At 47.7% G+C, this 21,694-nt stretch carries 17 protein-coding genes and 1 tRNA gene; 10 read left to right on the top strand and 8 right to left on the bottom strand.

The genetic code is table 11. From position 1 onward, the window contains the following. The first annotated feature begins 221 nt into the window (after positions 1-221). The 3 genes from J3999_RS03605 (at position 222) to ilvC (ending at position 3,531) form a co-directional block, all read left to right on the top strand. Entirely contained in the window at positions 222-1,925 is a 1,704-nt protein-coding gene (locus J3999_RS03605; protein WP_208126606.1) for an acetolactate synthase 3 large subunit, read from the top strand. Positions 1,926-1,938: 13 nt separating this feature from the next. Beyond that, entirely contained in the window at positions 1,939-2,433 is a 495-nt protein-coding gene (gene ilvN / locus J3999_RS03600) for an acetolactate synthase small subunit (protein WP_208126605.1), read from the top strand. Positions 2,434-2,514: 81 nt separating this feature from the next. Beyond that, complete coding sequence (gene ilvC / locus J3999_RS03595) at positions 2,515-3,531, top strand: ketol-acid reductoisomerase (RefSeq protein WP_173284394.1); 1,017 nt, start codon at positions 2,515-2,517, stop codon at positions 3,529-3,531. 211 nt (positions 3,532-3,742) lie between these two features. On the opposite strand, the gene J3999_RS03590 is transcribed toward ilvC, so the two are convergent. Then, positions 3,743-4,801, bottom strand: a complete 1,059-nt coding sequence (locus J3999_RS03590) for a type I restriction endonuclease (protein ID WP_208126604.1) — start codon at positions 4,799-4,801, stop codon at positions 3,743-3,745. A gap of 166 nt (positions 4,802-4,967) precedes the next feature. Here J3999_RS03590 and J3999_RS03585 point away from each other — a divergent pair, with 166 nt between their 5' ends. Both J3999_RS03585 and J3999_RS03580 read left to right on the top strand, forming a co-directional pair. Next, a complete protein-coding gene (locus J3999_RS03585; RefSeq protein WP_243755290.1) occupies positions 4,968-5,297 on the top strand; it encodes a type II toxin-antitoxin system RelE/ParE family toxin in 330 nt (109 codons plus the stop codon). Beyond that, positions 5,297-5,581, top strand: a complete 285-nt coding sequence (locus J3999_RS03580) for a HigA family addiction module antitoxin (RefSeq protein ID WP_208126603.1) — start codon at positions 5,297-5,299, stop codon at positions 5,579-5,581. The genes J3999_RS03585 and J3999_RS03580 overlap by 1 nt, the downstream gene beginning before the upstream one ends. Before the next feature lie 99 nt (positions 5,582-5,680). Here J3999_RS03580 and J3999_RS03575 read toward each other — a convergent pair whose 3' ends face one another. Then, on the bottom strand, positions 5,681-6,007 hold the full coding sequence (locus J3999_RS03575; protein ID WP_208126602.1) for a hypothetical protein: 327 nt from the start codon (positions 6,005-6,007) through the stop codon (positions 5,681-5,683). Positions 6,008-6,761: 754 nt separating this feature from the next. On the opposite strand from J3999_RS03575, the gene J3999_RS03570 reads away from it, so the two are divergent. After that, entirely contained in the window at positions 6,762-7,640 is an 879-nt protein-coding gene (locus J3999_RS03570) for a DMT family transporter (RefSeq protein WP_208126601.1), read from the top strand. An 80-nt stretch (positions 7,641-7,720) separates the two neighbouring features. On the opposite strand, the gene J3999_RS03565 is transcribed toward J3999_RS03570, so the two are convergent. Further along, positions 7,721-7,921 carry a hypothetical protein gene (locus J3999_RS03565; RefSeq protein ID WP_173284398.1) on the bottom strand — a complete coding sequence of 67 codons (201 nt, stop codon included), beginning with the start codon at positions 7,919-7,921 and terminating at the stop codon, positions 7,721-7,723. A 201-nt stretch (positions 7,922-8,122) separates the two neighbouring features. After that, positions 8,123-10,903 carry a DUF2339 domain-containing protein gene (locus J3999_RS03560; protein ID WP_208126600.1) on the bottom strand — a complete coding sequence of 927 codons (2,781 nt, stop codon included), beginning with the start codon at positions 10,901-10,903 and terminating at the stop codon, positions 8,123-8,125. A 290-nt stretch (positions 10,904-11,193) separates the two neighbouring features. Here J3999_RS03560 and J3999_RS03555 point away from each other — a divergent pair, with 290 nt between their 5' ends. Further along, positions 11,194-12,441, top strand: coding sequence for an OFA family MFS transporter (locus tag J3999_RS03555; RefSeq protein ID WP_208126599.1), 1,248 nt, complete (start codon positions 11,194-11,196; stop codon positions 12,439-12,441). 139 nt (positions 12,442-12,580) lie between these two features. Here the strand turns inward: J3999_RS03555 and J3999_RS03550 are convergent, their stop codons facing one another. Beyond that, positions 12,581-15,226, bottom strand: a complete 2,646-nt coding sequence (locus tag J3999_RS03550) for a methyl-accepting chemotaxis protein (protein ID WP_208126598.1) — start codon at positions 15,224-15,226, stop codon at positions 12,581-12,583. 348 nt (positions 15,227-15,574) lie between these two features. On the opposite strand from J3999_RS03550, the gene J3999_RS03545 reads away from it, so the two are divergent. Both J3999_RS03545 and J3999_RS03540 read left to right on the top strand, forming a co-directional pair. Then, positions 15,575-15,973, top strand: coding sequence for a DUF6627 family protein (locus tag J3999_RS03545; protein ID WP_208126597.1), 399 nt, complete (start codon positions 15,575-15,577; stop codon positions 15,971-15,973). Positions 15,974-15,986: 13 nt separating this feature from the next. Further along, entirely contained in the window at positions 15,987-16,970 is a 984-nt protein-coding gene (locus tag J3999_RS03540; protein WP_208126596.1) for a PA2778 family cysteine peptidase, read from the top strand. 164 nt (positions 16,971-17,134) lie between these two features. Here the strand turns inward: J3999_RS03540 and J3999_RS03535 are convergent. Then, a tRNA-Leu gene (locus J3999_RS03535) sits at positions 17,135-17,218 on the bottom strand. 228 nt (positions 17,219-17,446) lie between these two features. Here J3999_RS03535 and J3999_RS03530 point away from each other — a divergent pair. Further along, entirely contained in the window at positions 17,447-18,010 is a 564-nt protein-coding gene (locus tag J3999_RS03530) for a YSC84-related protein (RefSeq protein ID WP_208126595.1), read from the top strand. Positions 18,011-18,124: 114 nt separating this feature from the next. On the opposite strand, the gene J3999_RS03525 is transcribed toward J3999_RS03530, so the two are convergent. Continuing rightward, a complete protein-coding gene (locus tag J3999_RS03525) occupies positions 18,125-19,285 on the bottom strand; it encodes a DUF3095 family protein (protein ID WP_208126594.1) in 1,161 nt (386 codons plus the stop codon). Between the two features lie 12 nt (positions 19,286-19,297). After that, on the bottom strand, positions 19,298-21,673 hold the full coding sequence (locus tag J3999_RS03520) for an HD domain-containing phosphohydrolase (RefSeq protein ID WP_208126593.1): 2,376 nt from the start codon (positions 21,671-21,673) through the stop codon (positions 19,298-19,300). Between the last annotated feature and the right edge of the window lie 21 nt (positions 21,674-21,694).

Below are 21,694 nucleotides of genomic sequence, written 5' to 3'. Positions count from 1 at the left end.
GTTTTTGTATTTGCTGCTCGGCTTATCCCTGTCGATTAGCACCTTCTATTGAAAATGGGCGAAAAAAGAACTGCTTACGGTTCTCATGCCCGTTGCTTTCCGTTATAATTTCCTGTTTACCGCTCGGACTTCCGAGTGTTTAATTTTTTGTTTTTGTCGGGGCGATTTTCAGCTATCCAAAATGAAAATCGTTCCGGCCTAAAATTAAGAGGACCATTGTTGTGGAAATGACTGGTGCCCAGATTCTTGTAAATTACTTGCAAGATGAGGGCGTAGAGCACATTTGGGGGTATCCGGGTGGAGCGGTTCTGCCGATCTACGATGCCCTGGATACTGACGCTAAAACGTTAAATCATATTTTAGTCCGTCACGAACAAGCGGCTGTCCACGCGGCAGACGGTTATGCGCGCTCTACAGGCAAACCAGGAGTGGTCTTGGTAACTTCCGGCCCTGGCGCGACCAATGCGGTCACCGGTATTGCAACCGCCTATATGGATTCGATTCCTATGGTGTGCATTACCGGCCAGGTGCCAACCGGTTTGATCGGTCTGGATGCGTTCCAGGAGATCGATACCGTCGGGATTACCAGACCAATCGTAAAACACAACTTCTTGGTCAAGGATGTTAATGATCTGGCCGATACGCTCAAAAAAGCATTTTATCTGGCCACAACAGGTCGACCTGGCCCAGTTGTCGTTGATATTCCGAAAGATGTTCAAAACGCCAAAAGCAACTATGTCTATCCACAAGAAGTTGATATTCGCTCCTACTTGCCTGTAACAAAGGGCCATAGCGGACAGATCAAGAAAGCGGTGGAAATGATGCTTTCTGCGAAGCGTCCTATCCTGTACACCGGTGGTGGTGTCGTTCTGGGTGACGCTTCGGCTGAATTGACGGAATTGACTCGTAAGTTAGGTTTCCCGATTACCCAGACCCTGATGGGCTTGGGCGCTTTCCCTGCGTCTGACTCGCAATCGGTCGGTATGCTGGGGATGCACGGAACCTATGAAGCCAACTTGTCGATGCATCACTCTGATGTGATTATCGCGATTGGTGCGCGTTTTGATGACCGCGTAACCGGTAATCTGGAAAAATTCTGCCCGGATGCCAAGATCATTCATATCGATATCGACCCTGCGTCGATTTCGAAAAACGTGATCGTGGATATACCGATTGTCGGACCGGTTAAACAGGTTCTGACGGAAATGAACCAGGTTCTGGATGATACCAAACAGAAGAAAGACGAAAAAGCGCTGGCTGATTGGTGGAAGCAGATTGAAGAGTGGCGTGCGACCAAGTGTCTGCGTTACGACACAACCGGCTCCAAAATTAAGCCTCAGGCGGCAATGGAAGCGGTGTGGCGTGTCACCAATGGTGACGCTTATGTCGCTTCCGATGTTGGTCAGCATCAGATGTATGCGGCGCAATACTATCCGTTTGACAAGCCGCGTCGCTGGATCAACTCCGGTGGTCTGGGGACCATGGGCTTCGGTCTGCCGGCGGCAATGGGAGCGCAGATGGCGCATCCGGATGCAACGGTTGTCTGTGTGACTGGTGAAGGTTCGATTCAGATGAATATCCAGGAACTTTCAACCTGTCTGCAGTACGGTCTTCCGGTTAAGATCATTTGCCTGAACAACGGTTTCCTGGGAATGGTTCGCCAGTGGCAGGAGTTCTTCTATGAGCGTCGTTATTCGATGTCTTATATGGAATCCTTGCCGGATTTCGTTAAGTTGGCGGAATCTTACGGTCATGTCGGTGTTCGTATCGAAGACCCAGCGACCATGGAAGCCGAATTGGAAAAAGTGTTCTCCGAAGAGCTTAAAGATCGTTTGGTGTTCGTTGACATTATTACCGATCAGCAGGAAAACGTTTATCCAATGATTCCGGCCGGTGCAGGTCTGAACGAAATGATTTTGGTATAAGGATAGGCAAAAGATGAAACATATTATTTCAATGCTAATTGAAAATGAGTCTGGCGCTTTATCCCGTGTTGCCGGTCTTTTCTCGGCGCGCGGCTATAATATTCAGGCTTTGACGGTTGCACCGACGGAAGACGAATCGCTTTCGCGTCTGACTCTGGTGACAAGTGGTACCGATCAGCAGATCGAGCAGATCGTCAAACACCTTAACCGTCTGATCGATGTGGTTAAGGTATTGGATCTGACCGAAGGCGTGCATATTGAACGCGAACTGATGCTGATCAAAGTATCTGCGACCGGCGATATGCGCGAAGAGTACAAGCGTCTGGCGGATATTTTCCGCGCCGATATTATTGATGTGACCTCGACTACCTATACCATCCAGATGGTCGGTGACAGCAATAAACTGGACGCTTTTATCAATACTTTGGATTCAGGATTGATTCTGGAGACGGTTCGTTCGGGTACGATGGGTATTCTGCGCGGCGAAAAATGCCTGCAGCTGAACTAAAAGCGGCTGCTATAGAATTTTAATTTCATTTTTATGTAACTTACGGCGGAAGAGATTCCGCCTTTGATTTAAGGATAAAACATGCAAGCTTATTACGATAAAGACTGCGATCTATCAATCATCCAAGGCAAAAAAGTTGCCGTTATCGGTTTCGGTTCTCAAGGTCACGCGCACGCGGCGAACCTTAAAGATTCTGGTGTTGACGTTGTTGTAGGTCTTCGTCCAGGTTCTTCTTCTGTTAAGAAAGCGGAAGGTTACGGTCTTAAAACTGCTGATGTTCCTACTGCGGTTAAAGGCGCTGACGTAGTAATGATCTTGACTCCGGATGAGTTCCAGGCAGATCTTTACAAAAACGAAATCGAGCCGAACATCAAAGAAGGTGCGGCACTTGCATTCGCTCACGGTTTCGCAATCATCTACAACCAGGTTACTCCTCGTAAAGACCTGGACGTTATCATGATCGCGCCGAAAGCGCCTGGTCACACTGTACGTTCTGAGTTCGAAAACGGTCGTGGTATTCCTGACCTGATCGCGATCGAGCAAGACGCTTCAGGTAACGCGAAAGCGATCGCGCTATCTTACGCTTCTGCAATCGGTGGTGGTCGTACTGGTATCCTGGAAACGACTTTCCGTGAAGAGTGTGAAACTGACCTATTCGGTGAGCAAGCAGTACTTTGTGGTGGTGCGGTTGACCTGGTTAAAATGGGCTTCGAAACTCTGGTTGAAGCTGGATACGAGCCAGAGATGGCATACTTCGAGTGTCTACACGAGCTTAAGCTGATCGTTGACCTAATGTTCGAAGGCGGTATCGCGAACATGAACTACTCAATCTCAAACAACGCTGAGTACGGTGAGTACGTTACTGGTCCTCGCGTAATCAACGATGAGTCTCGTGCAGCGATGCGTCAAGCGCTTAAGAACATCCAGACTGGTGAGTACGCTAAACAATTCATCCTTGAAGGTCAGGCGGGTTACCCATCAATGACTGCACGTCGTCGTCAAGACGCTGAGCACCCAATCGAGCAGGTTGGTGCGAAACTACGTGCGATGATGCCTTGGATTCAAGCGAATAAGATCATCGACCAAGACAAAAACTAAAATTTGTAAGGGCTTGTTTTCCTGATTTCTTTGTTGGAAGTTAGCTCGTTTACGAAGTGTAAACGTCGCCAACTTCCGCCGCGAACTCAGAAAAAACGCTCCTTAAAATTGATGTTTTAAAGAACCGGCTATATGCCGGTTTTTTTATTTCACTAATTTTGAGCTAGATGTATTCTTGTAGGATTTTACAAACAATGGTTTTAAGCAAGTTTTATTCGTATTCTTTTATAGTTGAGAGTAATTCGTCACTGTAGTTGAAAATGTCATCCATTCTTTCGATGGGAACTCTGGTCTCAGTTTTATTTTTCATTAGGCCTAGATATTTCTGTTTGGTATTAAAATGGAATCTACATATTGGCTTTCGGTTGTTATCGTCAAGCAATACACCAAAGTAAGATTTAGTATCTCGCATTGCTATGCGAATAGAATCTACATCCCTTCTTAGAATTGCCTTTACAATGTTATAAGCTTCAATTTCCTCTTCAGTTGTGACGACACCTCCATCATCTTCTTTTTGAGATTCTTCAGTTGTTTCTATCGAAATGCTGGATTGGTCATTATGTGATAGCGCACTTTCTAAGCGATCATTGATTTTCTCACTGATTAGTTTTTTAGCAGCTTTTTTTACTATTTCTGAGAACTGTTCCATAACCGGTTGCGTGAGTCTGCCTGAGTAAATTTGTGAGGCAAAAAATCGAACGAAATCGTTTGATGGTGTTGTCATTTCATTGTTGAGTAATTTTTTGACCTCGTTTGTGTATTTTAGGTCGCTGGCTGTATTTAAGATGTTTTCTAAATCAAATGAAGATTTAGTGAATTTTTTTAACTCTTCAATATCATGCTTTTCAAAATTTTGCATATCAAAACTAAAAAATGGCTTAGAGTCCATTTGGTTGGGTTTTTCTAAGTCACTAAAAAACATGTATTCTTTACCATTGGTTAAAACGCCAAAACGAGCATCAGAAACGGAGAAGTAACGAAACAGCTGGCTAGCATGATCAGGAGATAGTTTAGAATCAAATTTTTTACACTCAAAAAGCATGATAAATTCGTTATCCTTTTTGACTGCATAGTCTACTTTCTCTCCTTTTTTTACTCCGTGATCAGTCGTAAACTCAGGCACTACTTCAAGAGGGTTAAATACATCGTAACCTAGGGCTTGAATGAATGGCATTATTAGTGCATTTTTAGTTGCTTCTTCGGTTTCAAGAGATTCTCCGACTATATCAATTCGTTTTGAAAGCTCCAATATTCTATCTATCAAGTCCATTATTTTATCCTCATGATTGTTTTTTATATGTTTATATAGGGAATTCTCCTGATAAAGGAGAATTTTAATACTATCGAATTTATTTTGTTTTATGAACTATTTTTCTCTAGTTGATAATACAATTACTTTCATACCCTGCGTGTAAATGCATATACAAGCCAGCTAAATGCTGGCTTTTTTAGTTTTTATGTGTTGCGTGTTGCGCTACAATAGTCAAATGATTAAGTCTTTTAAGCATAAAGGGCTAGAGAAGTTCTTTTTATCGGGTAACCGAAAAGGCATTCATCCGGAGCACGCTAGGAAATTGCAGATGCGCTTAGCGGTGATTCACTCGGCTACCGAGATAGAGGATATTGATTTACCCGGTTATCGTTTACATTCTCTGAGAGGCGGCAGGGAAGGAATTTGGTCAATTTCGGTGAATGGTAATTGGCGCATCACTTTTGAGTTTGTAGATGGCAATGCTTATATTTTGAATTACGAGGATTATCACTAATGTTAATGTTTGAACCGCCGCATCCCGGTGAATTTATTGCAGAAACTTATTTAGAGCCTCTGAATCTAACCACTCGTGCTTTAGCGCGACACTTAAATGTATCGGCTTCGACACTGAATCGAATCATTAAAGGACAAAGCGGCATTTCACCTGAAATGGCATTGCGTTTGTCTAAGGTCTTGGGACGTACCCCTGAGAGCTGGCTAAATTTACAAGATCAGTACGACCTTTGGAATGCACGTCAAAAAGTGGATTTAGAGAGTTTGCAGGCAGTGGCAATGTAACAAATAGAATCGGAGTAATCGCTTATCTCATTTTTACTACTGTCTTAAAGAGCCGGCTTTATGCCGGTTTTTTGTTTATAGGTATTGGAGAATACTTTGCTAATGACGGGTGAGTTCAATTTGATTGAGCGCCATTAGCGGTTCGAGATCTTTGGTTTTAATCACTTTTATGTCATCGCTTTCTAAGCGGCTTTGTAGTTCTTTTTCGATGCTTTGCGTAATAAACGCATTGATTCCTGTGAGTGGGTGATCGGAAGAATCTGAAATTGGGCTGCTGAGTCGTTTCAGAGTTTGTGCTCTTGAAAGCTCAATGTACGTTTGATGAACAGTCTGGTTTTTACTGATTTCATAGATTAAAAACCCCTGACAGCTTCCGGCATCGCCACAGATGGTTTTGCCGTCGGTGCTGCTTATCGCTATTTTCATATTTTTCCCTAAAAAGAATACTTTGCTGGAGTAAATTGTAGAATTATTTGTATTGCTTGGGTATAAATAAATATATTTAATGGATATAAGCGAATTTAAGGTGAAAACGACTTTTCTCTTCTTACAGAATCCTATTGCGAGGTCATTTACAGAAGTTGAGCGAATGGCTGATTTTTGAAGGAGGGTGCTGTTGTCGGCAGGAGTATAGCGGAAAGAGGTTGTTGTACATTATGTTGACGTGTTCTATCGCTAAAGGGGGTCGCAAAAATATAACGCTCCGCTGAAACAGAAGCCGTTATTGTATAGAGGAAGTATTCAGAAGATTCGGAGAATGAGAGATTGGGATCTCTCGTTCTCCGACAAGTGTGATTAGGCAAGTCCGACCGGAACGGCCAGTGTAATCAGCACTTTTATTGAAGCTGGGATGCTTGATGCAATCGCTGCAGAAATTCCTAAAAAACGGTGACCAGATTTACTTTTGGATTTTAGAGCGGCTCGGTTCATTTTGTTTCTCCATGTGTTTATTAACTGAGTTGATCTTATTATAAGATATATTTATTTGCGAATATGAGAAACTTATGAAGAGTGTATTAAGCAAATCTGAACCTGAGTGAGTTACCGGTCATTCCCTAACCGCAGATTGGTGAAATCAGAGCCGGTAACTTCACCGGCTTTTTATTGTTATCCTGCTTGCCTGAATTTCGGTAAACTGATCCGGTTTCTTGTCTGAATTTCTAGGATCTTGCCGCATAAGATGATTTCAATTCGAGTGTTACTGCTGGCGGCTTTGGCCATGATCGCTTTTGCCGCGAATTCGCTTTTCTGTCGCATCGCCTTGACGGAAACGATGATTGATGCCGCGTCTTTTACGACGATTCGCCTGGTGTCCGGCGCGGTGACGTTATTTATTTTGTGGCAGTTGCTGAATTATCGCCGGAAAATCTCTCCCTCTGTCGAGAAGACCAAATTAGGCGGAAATTCCTGGTCGGCTCTGGCATTGTTTGTCTATGCCGCCGGTTTCTCGTTTGCTTATATCGAATTATCTGCCGCGACGGGAGCGCTGTTATTGTTCGGAGCTGTGCAGCTTACAATGATCGGTTATGGTTTATATAAGGGTGAGAGATTGAACGTTGTGCAGTTGGTTGCACTTGCACTGGCGGTAATCGGTATGCTGGTTCTGCTTTTGCCGGGCGCGTCGTCACCGTCACTTTCGGGAGCCGTGCTGATGACGGTTGCCGGGATTGCCTGGGGCATTTATTCGCTGCGTGGAAGAAATGCGCAAAATGCTCATCACGATACCAGCGGTAATTTCATTCGTTCAGTGCCGTTGGCCGTGCTGTTGAGTTTACTCTGGATTGAAAGCAGCCGTCTTGACCAAACCGGTGTTGTTTTAGCGATCGCTTCTGGGGCTTTGGCGTCGGGAATCGGTTATGCCGTCTGGTATGCGGTGGTGCCTTTTTTAAGTGCCGCCAGCGCGGCGATTCTGCAGTTGAGTGTGCCGCCTTTGACTGCCTTGGGGGCGGTACTGTTTCTGGACGAGTCGATTACCTTGCGCTTGGCAGTGGCTTCGGTCACGATTCTTGGCGGGGTCGCGTTGTTTATTGTCAGCAAAAATCGGATTTCAGCCCGATAGCCAGGCGTTTCCTGTATATGAAGAGTGGATAGAACAAAGCCAGCATTTAGCTGGCTTTTGTCATTTTGACAAGGAGAGGATCAGGCGGCTTTTTTAACGGCTTTCTTGACCGCGGTTTTCATTTTCTTTTTACTCGTCAGGCCTTTTTTGGCGACTTTCTTGGTTGCTTTCTTAATGACTCCGGCGGCTTTTTTCTTTTTAAGGTCGTTTTTCTTAACAAGTTTCATAGCGGCCTTGGTTGAGGCTTTCTTGATCGCTTTTTTCTTGATTTCTTTCGCCATTTTTAGCTTCCTTAAATTGCTTTTAAAAAGGATTTATCGCCTGTGATGGCAATAAATCACTACCAATAGTAATGACTTGAAGTCGATTCTGCAAACCGCGTTCGGGGATAAGCGGCGGCAAAAATTGTTCTGCAACCATTTTCACAGGTTTCCTTGTGAGTACTGAAAACGGGCGCTTGTGAAGCGCCGACAGGTGATGTTTCAGGCTTTTTTCGGCGATTCTTCCGGTGTTTCTGTTGGCGGTTTGCTTTGCGGTGGAATCGGGAAGAAATAACCGACGGTGATCAGGATTCCGCCGACACCGATAAAGCTGATGATTCTGGCAACGGTGCCGGAGTTGGCGAGATCGAAGATAAACAGTTTAATGACCACCAGTGCTAACAGAGCCGAACCGGCCAGCCACAACGTGCGGTTGGCGGATTTTTGCGCCAGTTTCATAATTGCGACGCCGAGCAGACTCCAGAAGATGGCAAGTGTTGTTTGCGTGGTCGAGGAATTCAGCCAGGTATGCAGCGAGTAATAGATGTCGTACCAATGGTACAACAGGCGCAAAATGACCGCATTGGCAAAGGCAAACAGCGCAATACCGAAGAGATACCATGCGCCTTTATCAATCATCAAGCGTGCGTTTTGCGTATCGCTCTTGAGCCACTGATACAGTACGCTGAAACCGGCCAGTGCAATCAGATCGACATAGTTGAGCAGAGGTAAATACAGCGGCCCCAAAGCTTCTCCGGCGGAGGCGAGATTAAAACTGATCAGCCACGCAAATATTATCAATAACAGCGGCAGTGCAAGGGTGTTGAGATACAGTTCGGCATGCGCCTTGAACGGCCAGAATCTTCGCTGATTGATCAGACTTTGTCCGAGAATAACCGGCAACATAAACAGCAACAGACTGGTCGAAATCCAATCCAGATAATGGTGGATGGCATAGTGCTGTCCTTCCAGAGCGAGAATTCCCACAAACAGATACAGGCTCAGAGCGTGGAGCTGCTTGCCAAAGACGATGTTCTCCGGCGCATGGTTTTCCAGCCATTTGAGAATAGCGTAGAAAGCGGCACCGTTGAACAGCCACATGATCCAGGCGTGATGGGCAAACGGATGGCTGTTATGGTCGAAAGTATAAAGCGCATACAGAAGCAAAAAGATAAGCCACAGTGGGCGGTAATAACGAAGATCTTGCCAGTTAAAACGCACTTCGATGGCGGTTACGAGCACAGAGGTGATCAGCAAATGCGCAAGGATAGCGAAGGTTTGCCAGTCGTAGGAGACAAAGCGTTCGATCTCGAGCCAGTGGACGCTGAACCACCAGAGGGTGCCGATGACCAGCAGGAGAATAGAAGCCGCGCGAATCTCCAGCGATTGCAGGCTTCGACTTTTATAGAGCATGAAACTGCTCAACAGATTGGCAAGGCCGACCAGCAGGCCGCCCAAGTAAAACGCGTTGAAGATGGCCGTTTCGGCCGAACCGATAAGGGCGAATTGCGCAATATAAAAGAACTGCGAGGCGAGCAGTTGCAACAGGATACCGAAGAAGAGCCCGAAACTTTGTCGCTGGCGCAAGGCAAGCCAGATGATTCCGCTGGCTTCAATCGACCAGATTGCCGAGACGACATGGTCGTCGAAGAACAGCGGCACGGTAATGGTTAGAAAGATAACGCCGAGCGCAAAAAATGCCTGATACAGCAGTTTGAGATTACTGCCGGCCTTTTTCATTAGGCCGAATCCCAGTGTCAGATAAAACAGGCCGAGGACAAGACTGCTGGTTGCCAGACCGTCTTCAAACGGGCGCATCAAATCCGTCTGGATAACAAAGCTGATGATCGGGGTTCCGAATACGATCGTACCGTCCACCATACCTTTCAGATTGGGCGGTTGTTTGAGTGCAAAAAGCACGGCAATTGCCGTATACAGCAGGAAAAAGGCGATCAGGAACAGCTGAACGCTGAGATAATCCTCCGGCGTATAGCGGAACCAGCCCCAGAAGATAGCAATCCAGAAGGTCATGACAAAACCGAGCAGATTGAGATGGCGCCAGGCTTTGAACCAGGCGATGGCAAAAATACTCAGGTTTAAAACGATGTAATAGCTGAACAGGATGATGTGGCTGCCTTGTCCGGTCGAGGCTAAGATCGGGGCGAGGAATCCGCCGAGAGCGCCCATAAAGGCCAACGGCTGTGCATCCTGTTTTACCGCCAGATAGATAGAACTCGCCATCACCAGCAGGAGAATAAAAAAGCCGGCGCTCAGCGGAATAACATTGTAAAACTTAAAGGCGAAATAGGTGGTCAGATAAAGGATGCCTATCCCGCCACCCTGGAGCAGAAGAGCGAAGTTTTGTTGCTTCTGTTTAGTGAATAATTTGAGGCCGATAAGCAACAGTATGAGGCCAAGTAGCGCGATTGTCATCAGGCGCAGCTCGATCGGCAGCAGCCCCTCGTCGGCGGCGTATTTGAGCAGAAACCCCAGTCCGAAAAAGAGCACAAACAGTCCGATTTTGGTGGTGACGTTACTCTCGATAAACCAGTTAAGCCAAGGCGGCAAGCTGCCGGAACTCAAGTATTGTTGAAGCGAGGTGATAAGCGGTTTTGCATTGGCCGACCGCTGGCCGTCGGAGTTCTTGTTCCATGGAGAGACGCTTCTCCATGCGCCCAGTGGCGCAGAGGTTTGGTTTTGTGCCGCTTGCGGTTCACGGTTTGCATCCGCTTCTACCGAACTCGTCGGTTGGATAGCGGCGTGGCTTGCAGCCTCTTTGGAGGATTTTCTGTGCGGCGAATCCTTTTTGTCGAACTGATCGGGATGATTTGCTGATTGCTTAAAAGTTTCGAATTCGGCCAGTAATTTATCCAACTGATTCTGTAACTGGTTATTCTTCTGCAACAGTATCCATATGATGATTCCGGCCAGCAGGGTTGCGAAAAACTCCTCTGAATAGAGTCCGAAAATGATGAGGGTGAGAAACAGAACCAGCTCCGCCATAAGTATTCCTCGAATCTTAGCCGTATTGCGTATTCAAGATCATACCGCCATCTTCGTATGCTGTTTAGTGTTTTATTCTGGTGTCTCTACGTCGCAGACTGAATGGTTCAATGAAACACCATGCCGGCTTCAGGTACGGAGAAAGCCCTTGGTTACTCCTTATGAGGGTGTAAGAATTACTGGTTCGAAATGTTACGCCGCTCTATGGACAGAGGGGGTGTTTTCTACGATATTGTGTCTCGGTAACTTCTATACAATTTCAGACAATTTCACAGGACGAAGGACTCTATATGGGAAAAAATAGATGGCTGATGGCCTTGGCGGCTGTAGGCGTTCATATCTGTATCGGTTCAGTTTATGCTTGGAGCGTGTACGTTAATCCGATTAAAGAAACGATGAACTGGACTTTGACGGATGTCACTATTGCGTTCAGTATTGCGATTTTCTTCTTGGGGCTTTCGGCGGCTCTGATGGGAAAATTTGTCGAGCGTAACGGCCCGAAAGCTTCTGCGATTATCGCGGCGGTTCTGTTCGGATTGGGTACGGCCGGTTCCGGTTTGGCGATTATGATGGAATCGAAACTGTTGCTGTATTTCTTCTACGGCGTTTTAGGCGGTTGCGGTCTGGGGATCGGTTATATTTCGCCGGTATCGACACTGGTGCAATGGTTCCCGGACAAACGCGGTATGGCGACCGGTCTGGCGATTATGGGATTCGGTTTTGCTTCGGCCATCTGGGGGCCGACAATCAAGGTTCTGATCTCCGAGGTCGGTGTAGCGTCAACCTTTATGATTCTGGGTGCGGCCTACTTTGTCATTATGTTCTCGTCGGCTCTGTATCTGCAAAAACCCGAAGAAGGTTATCTGCCGGAAGGCTTTAAGAAAAAGGTCGAAGCCGGGCACAAGAAAATTAAACCGGATTTGGCCATGCTGGGCGTGCATGAAGCAGTCAAAACTCCGCGTTTCTATGGTCTGTGGCTGATGCTGTTCATTAACGTAACCTGCGGGATTGCGATAATCGGTGTGGCTTCTCCGTTATTGCAAGAGGTCTTGGGCTTATCTGCGATTGCAGCGGCTGCGGCAGTAGGCCTTATGGGGATTTTCAATGGCGCAGGGCGTATTTTCTGGGCTTCGCTGTCAGATTACATGACCCGTCCGATCGTGTATATCACCTTCTTCGCGACGCAGGCGGTCGCTTTTTATATGTTGCCGTCGATCACTGAAATTATCATTTTCCAGATTATTTTGTATTTCATTATGTCGTGCTACGGCGGTGGTTTTTCTTCAATTCCGGCCTATATCGGCGATATTTTCGGAACCAAAGAGCTGGGGGCGATTCACGGTTATATTCTGACCGCATGGGCCGCGGCCGGTCTGGTTGGACCGCTGATTATCTCGATGGTTAAAGACGCAACCGGTTCTTATGCCGAAACCCTGTATGTTTTTTCCGGTTTCTTTGTGGTGGCGCTGGTGATTTCCATTGCGATGCTGGCAAATATTAAAACCATTCAGAAAAAACAGCTCGCAACTGAGTCATGAAGTGGATCATGATAACCCCGAAACTGCGCTAAATTGACGTAGTCAGTGAGCTTGAAGACGAAGCTCGCGAGAAGGGAAAGAGGCGGTGAAGGATTTCACCGCCTCTTTTTTGGGCTTGTTTTAATGTTTTTGGACGCGATTAACCATAGGCAAGCAGGTAAGGAGAGTCGTCCACTCTTCCCGCAGAGTTTTGTTCAAACAGCGCCAGATCCAGTGATCTTAAGGATTCATCAAGCTGGTCGGAAATGACCACAAGTTGATCCATTAAGTAGTCCTTATCTTTCAAGTGTTCCAGATCTTCGGAAGAACCGTGCATCAGTTCGAGTACATTTTTAACCAGCTGGTGTTGCTGCTGGTGTAAGTGTTGAGTGCGAGTGAACTCTTTTAAATATTGAATTTGCGGATTGTGCTGCTGCATTTGCGCTAGAGCACGTCCCAGGTCGGATCTTGCAGAGTCCGTCAGTTTATCCTGCTCAATCGGGACATTGACGCCGTTAAGGAATGATTGCGCATTGGCACGCCAGATACGCATCGATTGGCGCAGGTCGTTCATGCGAATGCCGCCGATTTCACTGAAATTTTGCACCAGCTGTTCGGTTTTGCGTTCATCGATGCTGAACTTATTGGTTTCCCGGGCCAGAAGTTCGGCCTGTTCTTTCAAGGATTGTGCAGCGGCAGAGGTCTGTTCAACCAGAGTGGCATTGCTCTGGATGTTTTGGTCGAGGTGACCAATCGCCGAAGCGGTATTGGAGATCGCTTCCTGTTGATCCTGAATCGAGTGTTCAATGTGCTTCAAGGCTTCGCCGATCTTAACAACGCTGTGGTTAACCGTTTCAAAAGCCTGATCAGTTTGTTGTACCTGTTCGACACCTTCGTGTACCTTTTGTACGGATTCATCGATCAGATCCTTAATCTCTTTAGCAGCTTCCGCAGATTTCTGCGCCAGGCTGCGTACTTCTCCGGCGACGACGGCAAAGCCGCGCCCGTGTTCTCCGGCGCGGGCGGCCTCGACGGCTGCATTGAGCGCCAGCAAGTTGGTCTGGAATGAGATGCCATCAATAAGTGAAATAATGCTGGCGATTTTCTCCGAGGTGCTGCGAATCTCGTCAATCGCGGTGACGGTTTTATCCAGCGACGATTTCGCACGACGGTTTTCGGTAATGGTCTGCTCGGAGAGTTGACTGATTTCGATCAGTTCGTGAGTGTTTTGGGTTTGCTGCGAGTGAACTTCCTGCATGGTTGCATTGATTTCTTGCAGAGTCGCTGCTGCCTGCTGGGTACGTTCCGAGAGATCGTGAGAGGCTTTGGCCGATTCATTGACCGAGGTGTTGACCGAATCCACGGCCTGTTTGATATAGAACACAATCGTACACAGGTTATCCAGAGAAACGTTGGTCGAGCCTTTCATAGCCGCTAAAGCCCCTTGAAGATCCTGATCGATACGGCCTTTCAAGTCGCCGGTAGCCAGTCTTGTCATCACCAGAACCATGCTTTCGATAATCTGGTTAATTTCGGTTAACAGAGCATTGATGTTTTGTGAGGTGTCCAGATAGAAGCCGCTTAATTCTCGGGTTTCAATTTTCAATGCGGTATGACCTTGCGCCGCCATGGCCAAAGTCGCTTTGAGATTGCTCTCGATTTTATGTTCCTGCGTGATGTCGTTCCATTCAATGACCGTACCGATGCGTTGCTGATGATTGTTCAGAACCGGTTTGATTTTGAATACGATATGCAGATTGGCAATATTCTCTTGTGTTGTCGTCGCTTCGTTAAGATTCTCGAAACTGGCAAGCGGGAAGATTGCGTGCAGCGGCTGCTGAATCAGGTTGTGCATATCGAACAGCGGACAACTCTGAACCAGGGCGGCATGATTGGATTCAAAAAACGCTTTGAGTTCGTCGTTGCAATACAGAATCGATCCTTTTGGGTCGATCATCATTACTTTGGCCGAAGCGCTGTCCAACGCGGATTTCAAGCGTGTGCTGCGGTTAAGGTCGGCAATCGACTTTTCGACTTCGGCGCCAAGTTGTACCTGCATCATTTTTACCGCGGCAACCAGACGGCTGAGCGAGTGATTACCGTAAAAGGGCAGGTTGCCGGTAAAGTCGGATTGGCGCATTTTATCGATCAGCACTTTGGCTTTCCCTAAACGGTTGAAGGCATATTTTCGGCCGGCAAGTGCATACAGGAACAGCGCGGCTGCCAGCAATCCCGCAACGGGAACGGGCAGAGTGAGAATCTGCGCTTGAATAAGCGTCATAAGAACGCCCAGTAAGGCAATTGTGCTGACCATGAGATTGATCGGGTGGATGCGATGGAAGACGCAGAAGCGTTCCCGGAAATTCATTACGACCCCGTTTTTCAACGAACGCTTCCTGTTGCGTATTTGCTGGTAGAGTAAGGCCGCTTGTTGTTTCTGCTCGTTGGAAATCGGGCGGCGAACGGAAAGAAAGCCGACAATCTGATTTTTTTGCAGGATCGGCGTGACGTGCGACTCGACCCAGTAGAACTGTCCGTTTTTGCGACGGTTTTTTACGGTCTGCACCCAAGGGTTTCCCTGTTGCAGGGTGTGCCACATATCGGCAAATACTTCTTTGGGAACATCCGGGTGGCGAATGATGTTATGCGGTTGTCCAATCAGCTCTTCCCGAGAATAGCCGCTTGCCGCGACAAAGGCGTCATTGGCTTCCAGAATCGTACCCTGTAAGTCTGTTTTTGAAACCAGAGTGGTCAGGTGTGAAATATCAAATTCATTCGATTCTTGTATTGATGAAGAGTCATTCATTCTTAGTGCCCCCGAAAATAAGTGATGAACCATAATTTTTGAAATACGGGCTATTTAACAATTTTGATTCCGTATCAAATAAATTTATTCATATGAATAAGTTATGTATTTATTGCCTTTTGAGCGAGGGTAATAGGTTCGCGTTTTTCGCCAAAATGGTGCATGGAGTGGTGCAAAGGCTGATGCCTGAAGTAAGGTGCACTCGTGTGGCCGAAGTAAAAGAAGACCGGATCGGAGTCGTTGAGCTCTATTCTGTCTGCTACAGGGCGTCTTTTTCGTTTGCTATCTGGATTGGGCTGTGGCTACAATAAAAACACGCTGTTTTCAACTAACAATGAGGTGTTAATAATGAGACTATCGCAAAGGTTTACCAAACTGGTTTCTTTTCTGTCCCTGTTTGCTTTTTTAAACGGTTACGTTGGTTATGCTTATGCCGGGATGGTAACTAATGATCAATTGGTCGCCGAAGTCAGTCACGATCTGACGGTGCAGGAAATCCTTGCCGGACTGGATCGAAGTGATGTACAGGATCAGCTGGTTGCAATGGGCGTTGACCCGGAAGATGCCAAGTCGCGCGTCAGCCAAATGACCGATCAGGAGCTGGTTGCGCTGAATCATAAACTGGATGAGTTACCGGCCGGAAGCGGTATTGTTAGCGCGCTGTTATTTGTTTTTGTGGTGCTGGTGATTACCGATATGCTGGGCGCTACCGATGTATTCCCGTTTGTGAATAACATTAATAAATAATCCTCTCTAAGCAATGTTTGATCGAATCTGCGCCAGGCTTTTGTCTGGCGTTGTTTTTTTCCTGACTCTCAGCGGCTGTTCAAGTACGCCGCAAACTAACGCCTTGTCGAAACTTGTGGATGTCTCGATTGCCCGGCATATGGAATTATCGGAGGTGCCGTTTTTCCCTCAGCGGGAATACCAGTGCGGCCCGGCAGCTTTGGCCACCATCTTGTCTTATCGGGATATTGACGTTGCGGATGAGGCATTGGCAAACCAAGTCTATTTACCGCATCGTCAAGGAAGTCTGCAGATTGAAATGCTTGCCGCGGCACGCAGTTACGGTATGTTGAGCTATCCGCTCGAAGCAGATCTTAAAAATATTCTTCTGGAACTCAATCGGGGCAATCCGGTGCTGGTCTTTCAGAATCTTTCGCTTGCCGCCTGGCCGCAATGGCATTATGCGGTCGTGGTCGGTTACGACCTTGATCAAAAGCATTTGATTTTGCGCTCTGGCGAGATTGAACGCCATCTGATCAGTATGGCGACTTTCGAAAGAACCTGGCAGCGCGCGAAATATTGGGCTTATGTCATTGTGAAGCCGGGCGAGATTCCGGCAACGGCTGATGCGGCGTCCTATGTATTGGCAAATCATGCGCTTGAAGAGGTCGGTTTCTCAAACGAGGCTCTTCAAGGTTATCGTTCCGCAGTCAAGCGCTGGCCTAAAAACTCGATTGTTCTGATGGCACTGGCAAACAGCGAATATGCCGCCAAGCATTTTCAGGCGGCGGAAAGGTTTTATAAGCGCGAAATCGAGCTCAGACCGGAGAATGCCGATGCATGGAATAATCTGGCCTATAATTTTGTGGCCAGAAAATGTTCTGCGCAGGCTAGGCAGGCAATCCGGTGCGCTTTAAAGTTAAATCCTGACAGCGAAAATATCCGCCAGAGTTTCCAGGAAATTCAAGCACTTGGACAGGACAGCGGAACGGATTGTCGGGTTCCGTCCTGTCCGTAACCGGGTGAATCTTACTCAGGAGAGGGCTAGTAAGAGTGATAAAGTGCTTTCTGCAGAGCATCTGATCGCCGAGAACAGAAGGACTTTGGAAATGCGGTGCGGGTTTCCGTCCGCTAAATACAGAAAAACCCCAGGTCGGTTTCCCGATCTGGGGTTTTTGAATATGGTGCGAGCGGAGAGACTCGAACTCTCACACCAAAGGCACCAGAACCTAAATCTGGCGTGTCTACCAATTCCACCACGCTCGCTTGGTGCGGTGAATTTTAGACATTTCTGCGCCGTCGTCAATAGCTGATAATGAATTTTTTTCACTCTATGCGAAAAAAATCTTCAGGGGCTCATCTTTACGGGTTTTCGGGGGCTGTTTTAAGCAGACTGTTGAAGCATAAAAAACTTTCATACGGCGTTACGCATATTGCGGATTGAGGCAGTTTATAATTTTTATCGACGTCATTGAATTCAAAGCGAGGTGAATCATGCTGTTTTTAAGATTATTTTCGGTGCTTTTTCTGAGTTTTATCCTGGCTTCTTGCGCCTCTATGGGCAGCGGCTCTAAAGCCGATAAGCAGCAGGCGATCCTCAAAATGAAAAGCGAAACGCTGACGCAACTCTATTCGATCAAGCCGCATGCCCGGACGCAAATCAATGCGTCGCCTGGCTATGCTGTCTTCTCTAACGCAAATGTAAATCTGTTTTTGCTGGCGGCCGGAACCGGTTACGGAGTGGTGACAAATCGTCACAGCGGTCAAAGAACCTATATGAATATGGCTGAAGGCGGCGTCGGTTTAGGGTTGGGGGTGAAAGATTATCGGATTGTGATGGTTTTTCATACCCCGGAAGCGATGAAGCGCTTTATCGACAGCGGCTGGACGTTCGGCGGCAATGCTGATGCGGCGGCTAAAGTGACCGATAAAGGCGCTTCGGTGGAAGGCGAGGCCTACTTCGGCGATGTAACCGTGTATACCTTTACCAAAAGCGGCTTAGCTTTACAGGCGACGGTTAAGGGTACCAAGTTCTGGAAAGATGACGAACTCAATTGAGTTCACAGGAGGCGTTTCTCGTGAACTCCTTTGACGGCTCCTGCCCGATCGGAAAAGTATTGTTCCATCCGGTTTTTTTACACTGAAAGAGGTGCGGTCGAAGGCGTAAGCGGATTATGGTTTCTCGTCTTGTCGGATCTGCTCTTTCAGTTGTCTGGCAGCCAGGGCGTAACCGCCTTTTGAGCTGTCGATAAAGTGAGTATGTTTGCTGTGGTTTTGCGAAACCAGACAGGTCACGATTGCGGCGTCGCTTTGGTGCAGACCGTAATAGAGTTTTCCCTGTCGGTGGGCATTCTCAAGCCATCCGATTAACTGTTTCAGTTCCTTTTTGTCTGCGCTCATTACGCAGCGATAAATATCGTCCAGTTTTTCGTAGTCGGCATTTTCGATTAACTCTTTGCGGTAATTTCCCCAATTGTATCCGTTGATACTGACATGCTTTCGCATCCAGTACTCGCCGATCATATTTTCCAAACGGATTTTTATTCCGATCCAGAAGCGCTTCAGAGGCGAAGCATGCAGTCCTTTGGCAGCGACTTCGGCGCGAAGTTTGTCTGTCCGGTAAGACATGGTCAGTTCCCCGCTTGCGAGCGGGTGGTGTTCGGACTCGGCGCCGATCAGTTCATCCAGCTTGCCGGTTAATGTTCTAAACAGCGCCAGAGAGTCGGGTTGTTCCGGCAGGCGCGATTGAACCAGTAGACTGAATGTGATCTCCTTGGCGGACGGAACCAGATTCCAGCGGCATTCAAATCCGGTAAAATCGGCATTGGCTTGAATGTTTTCCGGCAAAAGATAGCGTTGATCCTGTTTGGTTTTGTGTTCGGCTTCCTGCAAACCGTTACCGATAAAGAAAAACTGCGTTAGATGATCGGCTCGCTGCAGACGACAGACACGGACCGGTAAGCTCAGGTCGGAACAGGGTACCAGCCCTGCGCGCAGCTGCAGTTGAAGGTTTTCCTCAGCCAGTTCCTGACATCCTTTTAATGCCTGTTTTACTTGATCCAGCATTTGCGGAGGAACGCAGAAGCTGGCGCCGTCTCCGCCGAATACAAAAGGAATCTGTCTCGGTTTGGCGGCGTTTAAAACGGCGGCGATAATACTGCCGCCAAGGGCGTTGATGTCACGGTAGCGTCCTTCCTGGATGGCACGCGTTGAATCGATTACGTCGGCAATAACGATTGTCCAGTCTGCCGGGATGTCGACATAGGATTGCGCTGACAGCGTCTCTTCAAGGCGTTTGAAAACAGGGATTTGTTCTTCGAAAAAAGTCGCCATCGGAAGGAGCCTTTAGTTCAGTTTTAATTCGAAATCGGTCAGCTGTTCCGGATTCAGTTCCGCGTTGTAGTCCTGATAGGTTCCGCTTTCGAAGAAGAAGCGCAGTAGCGTTTTGTCGATTTCTCCGTGGTTGGCCATGGCGCCGAGAATATCGGCGATTTGTCGCAGGCTTAAAGGCTGTTTGTATGGGCGCTGCGGTGACGAAAGCGCCTCGTACAGATCCGCCAGAATCATAATATGATCTTCCAGAGTCAGTTCACTGGCGGTCAGTCCGCGCGGATAACCGCTACCGTCGAGTTTTTCATGATGGTTGGCGGCAATGTCGACAATTCGTTCGTACTGTTCGGGAAACGGTAAAGTCTGCAGAATATCAAGCGAGATGCGCGCGTGATCCATAATCGTCTCGCGTTCGGCGTCATTCAAGGTTCCTCGTTGGATGCTCAGGTTGATCACCTCGTCTTCACTCAGTAGCGGGTGCTGCTTGCCATCCAACTCGAAAGAGATCTGAGCCAGTTGCTGGATTCTTTGCAGATGATCCGGTTCCAGAAACTCTCGACCGGTATTCATGCTCTTGAGAAAGTCGAACTGGTCTTGCAGTTCCTGAATTCCGGCGTGTAGTTCCTGCTCATCTCTGTCAGGAGTCTGTTCGGGGTTTTCAATTCGTTTGTGCAAGGCTTGCAGGTGCAGATCGCGTTCCAGAATGGCAAAACGCAGACGCACGCTTTCGATACGGTCGTAAATCGCTTCCAGTTTTGTCGCTTTCTGCAGAATCGATTCCGGTGTCGCGATTTTACCGACATCATGAACCAGAGCGGCGATCTTGATGGTGTGGTGCATTTCCGGCGTATAGTTGATGTCTTTGTAGATCGTATCATCTTCGTCAATCGCTTTGGCGATCAGAGTGGCGAGTTTTGCGACCTGACGGATATGGATACCGGTGAAACTGCTTTTCTCGTCAAACGCTTTTGTGATGGCGTGGGCGAAAGCTTCAAACAGCTCTTCCATTCGTTTGATCAATAAGCTGTTGTTCAGAGAGATCGCGGCTTGCGATGCCAGCGCCATACTGTTTTGCTGATCCTGCTGATTAAAGGGCTGTACCTGTCCTGATTTGTCGTGTTTATTAATTAATTGCAGTACACCGAGCAGCCGCTGATCCCGGTCCAGAAGAGGAATTACCAGCATAGACTGCGAGTGGTAGCCGGTTTTGTCGTCAAACGCTCGGGTTCCGCTGAAATCAAAATCGGTATTGGAATAGGCGTCGGGGATATTGATCGGTTCCTTGCTCAGGGCGCACAGAACGGCCGCCATTTTGCAGTTCGGCGTGCCGTCGTGATGATATAACGGCAGCGGCTCCCAACTTATGGGGTTTTGCGTGCCGCCCATTTTGATCTTCAGGGAGCGGTTTTGCACGACGGTAAACTGCAGCTTTTGTTTGTCTTCCGACAGAGTGTACAGGGTTCCGGCATCGGCACCCGAGAAGTCCATCGCCTCCTTAAGGATCGACTCGATCAGACGGTCGGTGTTGGTCTGGGCCGAAAGGGATTGTGCGATACGAAGCAGGGAGCGCAACTGTTTCTTTTCACTGCTCTCCGAGAAGATCCGTTCGCGAAAAGTGCTCTGTTGTGCAAATGGGCTGAAGCTGTCACCGGTCGCGAGAATTTTGCCGATTGGCAGCCCTTGGTTTTGCAGTTCCTGACGGATCTGGGTTTCATGGGCCGGTTTAAGGTGGTACAGATATATGGCTAAAGGGCGGTTCAGGTCGTTGAGTTGCTGTTTTAACAAGTCGGGCGTCAGGTGCAGACTTCTTTCGGCAATCGTATTCAGGCTGGAAGGGAAAGAGGTTTCGATAAGCAGACTGTTTATTTCCGGGTCACGGTTGATACGTTGTGTCAGAGCCGGATTTAAATAGGTATCACCGCTGATCACGCAGCCTCGTTTGCCTTTTTTTATGATGAATCCGAACGTGGGCACTGTGTGTTTGGCGGCAACTGGCGTAAATTGGTAGGCGCCGATCCGAAAGGAGACATCTTCCTCGATTTCCACGAATTCGAGCATAGGTGTTTTATGCTTGGGATGCTCGATGGTTTGAAACGCCGGCCAGATTATGCCATTGAAAAGATGTTCTTTAACCGCTTGCAGGGTATCGCGGGAAGCGTACAGTTTTACCGGTCGGCGACGTTCTGCAAAATGGGTTTCGATCAGGAAAGGAAGGTCCGCAATATGATCGAAATGAGAGTGGGTCAGCAGAACATGTTCGATACGCAGGCTCTTTTTGCCCAAGGGCTGCATTACGCTGCCGGCATCGATCAGAATATGTTCTCCCACAAGGAAAGAGGTACAGCTTCGGCCCTGATCCAGACTGCCGGAAGCCCCTAGTACGGTTAGCATAATGGTCTCCTTGCACATCGA

This window comes from Thiomicrorhabdus sp. 6S3-12 (genome assembly GCF_017571475.1).
Taxonomy (GTDB): domain Bacteria; phylum Pseudomonadota; class Gammaproteobacteria; order Thiomicrospirales; family Thiomicrospiraceae; genus Thiomicrorhabdus.
This window is presented reverse-complemented; position numbering and strand designations above follow the sequence as displayed.

What these genes read in the sequence shown, in the direction of transcription:
- J3999_RS03560 (WP_208126600.1), bottom strand. Translation starts at nt 10,903, where the DNA reads ATGGCGGAGCTGGTTCTGTTTCTCACCCTCATCATTTTCGGACTCTAT.
- J3999_RS03565 (WP_173284398.1), bottom strand. Translation starts at nt 7,921, where the DNA reads ATGGCGAAAGAAATCAAGAAAAAAGCGATCAAGAAAGCCTCAACCAAG.
- J3999_RS03585 (WP_243755290.1), top strand. Translation starts at nt 4,968, where the DNA reads ATGCTGGCTTTTTTAGTTTTTATGTGTTGCGTGTTGCGCTACAATAGT.
- J3999_RS03525 (WP_208126594.1), bottom strand. Translation starts at nt 19,285, where the DNA reads ATGGCGACTTTTTTCGAAGAACAAATCCCTGTTTTCAAACGCCTTGAA.
- J3999_RS03530 (WP_208126595.1), top strand. Translation starts at nt 17,447, where the DNA reads ATGCTGTTTTTAAGATTATTTTCGGTGCTTTTTCTGAGTTTTATCCTG.
- J3999_RS03575 (WP_208126602.1), bottom strand. Translation starts at nt 6,007, where the DNA reads ATGAAAATAGCGATAAGCAGCACCGACGGCAAAACCATCTGTGGCGAT.
- J3999_RS03555 (WP_208126599.1), top strand. Translation starts at nt 11,194, where the DNA reads ATGGGAAAAAATAGATGGCTGATGGCCTTGGCGGCTGTAGGCGTTCAT.
- J3999_RS03545 (WP_208126597.1), top strand. Translation starts at nt 15,575, where the DNA reads ATGAGACTATCGCAAAGGTTTACCAAACTGGTTTCTTTTCTGTCCCTG.
- J3999_RS03570 (WP_208126601.1), top strand. Translation starts at nt 6,762, where the DNA reads ATGATTTCAATTCGAGTGTTACTGCTGGCGGCTTTGGCCATGATCGCT.
- J3999_RS03540 (WP_208126596.1), top strand. Translation starts at nt 15,987, where the DNA reads ATGTTTGATCGAATCTGCGCCAGGCTTTTGTCTGGCGTTGTTTTTTTC.
- J3999_RS03520 (WP_208126593.1), bottom strand. Translation starts at nt 21,673, where the DNA reads ATGCTAACCGTACTAGGGGCTTCCGGCAGTCTGGATCAGGGCCGAAGC.
- J3999_RS03550 (WP_208126598.1), bottom strand. Translation starts at nt 15,226, where the DNA reads ATGAATGACTCTTCATCAATACAAGAATCGAATGAATTTGATATTTCA.
- J3999_RS03580 (WP_208126603.1), top strand. Translation starts at nt 5,297, where the DNA reads ATGTTAATGTTTGAACCGCCGCATCCCGGTGAATTTATTGCAGAAACT.
- J3999_RS03590 (WP_208126604.1), bottom strand. Translation starts at nt 4,801, where the DNA reads ATGGACTTGATAGATAGAATATTGGAGCTTTCAAAACGAATTGATATA.
- ilvC (WP_173284394.1), top strand. Translation starts at nt 2,515, where the DNA reads ATGCAAGCTTATTACGATAAAGACTGCGATCTATCAATCATCCAAGGC.
- ilvN (WP_208126605.1), top strand. Translation starts at nt 1,939, where the DNA reads ATGAAACATATTATTTCAATGCTAATTGAAAATGAGTCTGGCGCTTTA.